2 protein-coding genes are annotated in these 3,636 nt (G+C 31.8%); both read right to left on the bottom strand.

Features of this window, described 5'->3' with window-relative positions:
• Nucleotides 1-128: 128 nt before the first annotated feature.
• Nucleotides 129-1,157 (bottom strand): polysaccharide pyruvyl transferase family protein, encoded by a 1,029-nt coding sequence (locus A3G9_RS0109185; protein WP_002821285.1) that lies wholly within the window; start codon nt 1,155-1,157, stop codon nt 129-131.
• A 28-nt stretch (nt 1,158-1,185) separates the two neighbouring features.
• The gene (locus A3G9_RS0109180; RefSeq protein ID WP_002821284.1) at nt 1,186-2,574 is read right to left on the bottom strand and encodes a sugar porter family MFS transporter; all 1,389 of its coding nucleotides are present in this window, start codon (nt 2,572-2,574) and stop codon (nt 1,186-1,188) included.
• Nucleotides 2,575-3,636 lie beyond the last annotated feature (1,062 nt).

Here is a 3,636-nt window from a genome sequence, read left to right as displayed (position 1 = left end):
TTTAAAACAATATTTGGAACGGAACGCGATAATACCATATAAACTTTCTCCTCTCTTTTACAACTTTATAAACTAATTTTAATTCTTTGAATAAAATTTTTATGGTCGTTATTTTTATACAAAAGGAACTACTTAATGATATTTGAATGTCTGGCAATTACACGATGTAATTGCTCAAAATCAGGATGTAAGTCAAAATCATGCGTTTTGCTATTCATTAAACGGTGAATCGCTTCTTTTAAACGCTCTGGATCAGATTCATCTGTATAGTCGATCCAATTAATGTGTTCTAGCCAATCGAAATAAGCATGTTTTCCTTTACCATAACTATTACCAAAGAGTAAACAAGGTGTTCCGGTTAAAACAGAAAATACCATTGCATGCCAACGATCAGTAATAATCATCTCTTGATGAGCAAATAATTCCAGTTCCTGATCAAATAGTTTTTCACGCGTCAGTGGGGTAATTCGATCGACATCATCAAGAACTGTGTCAGTTTGCTTAATTGGTCGCTGACCATTATCAAGTAAATCCTTTAGTTCTTCAACTAGTTCGTCTTTTATAACTTTTTCTCCATCACGACGCAAAGCAAATAAGGCACCTGATCTTTCAAAATGAAAATCTCTTGGGTTTAAATATAGAACCATATCAGGTGTGAATAAAACATGGCTCTTAAAAGTAGTTTGCATACGGTGATAGCTTTGTGCATCACGAGCCACTAAATATAAATGTGGATTTTTATTATAAGCCTCCTGGCTCAATTTCAGTTCTTTTTGACCCTGTGGATTATCCTCAAAATTAATTGATTCTGGAAAAGAAATTGTCAGGTTATTTATAAATGTTGAAAAAACTTTTCTTCTTGCTGATTCATGGTCAGTATAAAGGCTTCCCATATTACCACCGCCGACAAAAGAAACGATATCCTGAGAAGTAATAATTTTTTTGACTGCTTCAATTCCTTCATCATTATTTTCTTCTAAAATTTCTATATATTCATATTCCGGAAATTCTTTTTCGATATATTTCCGTGAAGCTAGTGAAACAGCTTGATCACCTAAATTGGTATAGTTTGGAATACCAAAAGCAAAAAACTTTGCTCGGCCATTAGTTGGTAATACTGTTACAGTTTTATTCCCTTTAATAAAAAAATTAGACATAATTTTCTCCTTTAAAATTTAAACTTATTTAGTTTGCATTTTTTGTCAAAAAGTCATTTTTCTGATAAGCCTTATGTATTTCTCTTTTATTAATCACAAAAATAGAAAGCAATACACTAACACCATTGCTTATAGCAAAAATTAAGAATGACATAGCAACACCCAATCCCGCTACTAACAAAGGAAAGACCAAACTAATCAAAAAATTTGTGATCCAAGTCGTAGCAGTTGCAATTGACATAAATCTAGCTTTAACAATCGTTGGAAACATTTCAGACATGATTAACCAAGTTACTGGGCTAACAATACCTTGATGGCTTGCCAAGAATAAAGTTAACAAAATCAGGACCAATAGACTCGTGATAGTTTGATTAAAAAAGTTAAGATGCATAACAAAAGCCAAGAGAGCAAGAAAAGTTATATTACCAGATAAACCTATTAAGAGCATTCTGTGATGATCATATTTTGCAATTAGCCTAGTACCAAATATACTAGCAATTACTGAAACTAATCCAATCAAAACGTTGGCATACAAAGATCCTCCTTGCCCCATACCAACTTTTTCTAACAAGATTGTTCCATAATACATAACTGTATTTACGCCAGAAAATTGTTGTATTAAGGCGATAATTATGCCGGAAATCAAAAGATAAATTAAACTAGGAGTTTTAAAGATTTTTTTCCAAGCTAGAATTTCTTGTTTATTGCTACTCTTTCTGGAATTATTTTCAAAATCAGCAGATACTTCCTTTGAAAATCCAAGTTTGGAAAATAAACTTCTTGCATGCTTAAATCTTTTTTTTAAAAGGAGCCAATGAGGGCTGCCACCGATATGAAAGGAATTAATCCATAAAATGATTGCTGGCACACTCGCAGAAACGATCATTACTCTCCAAATCGGGCCCCAGCTTCCCCAAATATTTCCTAAGATAGCATTCACACAGAAAGCCGCTAATTGGCCTAATACAATGAAGATGGCATTTTTATTAACGTTAATCGTGCGAACTTTTTCTGGAGAAATTTCGGCCAAATACATTGGCGATAAACTAGAGGCGGCTCCAACTGCCAAGCCAAGAATAAAACGAAAAACAGCCATAAAAGCAAAATTCATCGAAATAGCACAGAAAAATGTTGAAATGGTGAATAGGGCTGCAATCCATCGCAGGGTTCGTTTTCTTCCGAATCTATCTGCAATATTTCCACATCCTAAAGCCCCTAAACATGCTCCTAAAATTAAAGAACTCGAAACGACACCTTGTAACCCTGGTGTTAAATTTAATTCTCCAGGTTTGCTCATAAAAGCTAAAGCACCGTTTATAACACCTGTGTCGTAGCCAAACAAAAAACCTCCCAAGGAGATAACATAAGCGCTGTATTTTAAAAAGCTGTTATTGATCATGGAACGTTTTTTCTTCATATTTTCTCCTATTCTTCCTTCCGTATTTTTATTCTTGAAAACAAACTATACTTCAATTATGAAAATACATTAGTATTTTAGTCTTGTTTAGTTATAAAAGCTTGCTAGGCACTTTTATGGTGCACTCACGTCAATCATTTAGATTAATATTTTGTCTTATAATGAATGGGTAAAGATTTATTCTAGGAGGAATTGTGGCAGATAAAAAAGACGAACAAGAAAAGGTCAATAAAAAAGACGAAGAGGCTAAGAATACTAAAAAGCCACCTGTTAAAGTTAATGAAGTTGAAAGAAAGCAAAAAAAACAGGATTAGTAAATAACCAGTTTTAAGTGCACCAATAATTTATCATTGAAAAATTATTAATAATGACCCATTTTCGATTTTGCTAAGTAATCGGATTTGGGTTTTTAATATTAAATATTTGTAATTTTTATAGTATTGAGATCTTTAAATATTTATAATTTATGTTTTTTTATATTTAAAATATCAAGTCCTAGCAAAAAATATGAATATAGTTAATAGGAACAAAAAAGTATTTTATTTAATTAAAAACCGCCAAGAGTGCTGTAAGCCCTTGGCGATCTTGAAAATTTTTTTATTTATATCGGAATATTTACATCGAATCCAAAATAGAAATATTAAACACTAGAGGTTCTTACTGTCTTTGTTTTTGTACTTAGAAATGGGAATAAAAAATACATAAAGAGGTTGAATCAAAGCTCTGGGTTTGTTGTTATGCCTCAGGCAAATTACAAACTATTTCCCCGAGGCACACCTATATAATAATTTATATATAAATAAAATGCTGGTTGTAAAGATATGTTGCCCCAGTTAATTAAAGGTAATTTTTTTGATTTCTTGTTAATTCCTGTTGAAGAACCGGCCTAACCTTATTACAAGCATTTGTAATCGACTATTAAAATTAAAGAGAATTTTTTAGTCAAAAAAAATAAAACCAATCATTTTTTGCTTGATTCCGATTGGCTTAAGAGATAATTGAGAAACAAATTGTTAAGGCGAGAGATTTTTTTATCATCGTCTTTTTCATTATCTTGACATT

The organism is Oenococcus oeni DSM 20252 = AWRIB129, from assembly GCF_000372485.1.
Classification (GTDB): Bacteria; Bacillota; Bacilli; order Lactobacillales; family Lactobacillaceae; genus Oenococcus; species Oenococcus oeni.
This window is presented reverse-complemented; position numbering and strand designations above follow the sequence as displayed.

Coding starts and splice junctions, on each gene's coding strand:
- A3G9_RS0109180 (WP_002821284.1), bottom strand. CDS start 2,574: ATGAAGAAAAAACGTTCCATGATCAATAACAGCTTTTTAAAATACAGC.
- A3G9_RS0109185 (WP_002821285.1), bottom strand. CDS start 1,157: ATGTCTAATTTTTTTATTAAAGGGAATAAAACTGTAACAGTATTACCA.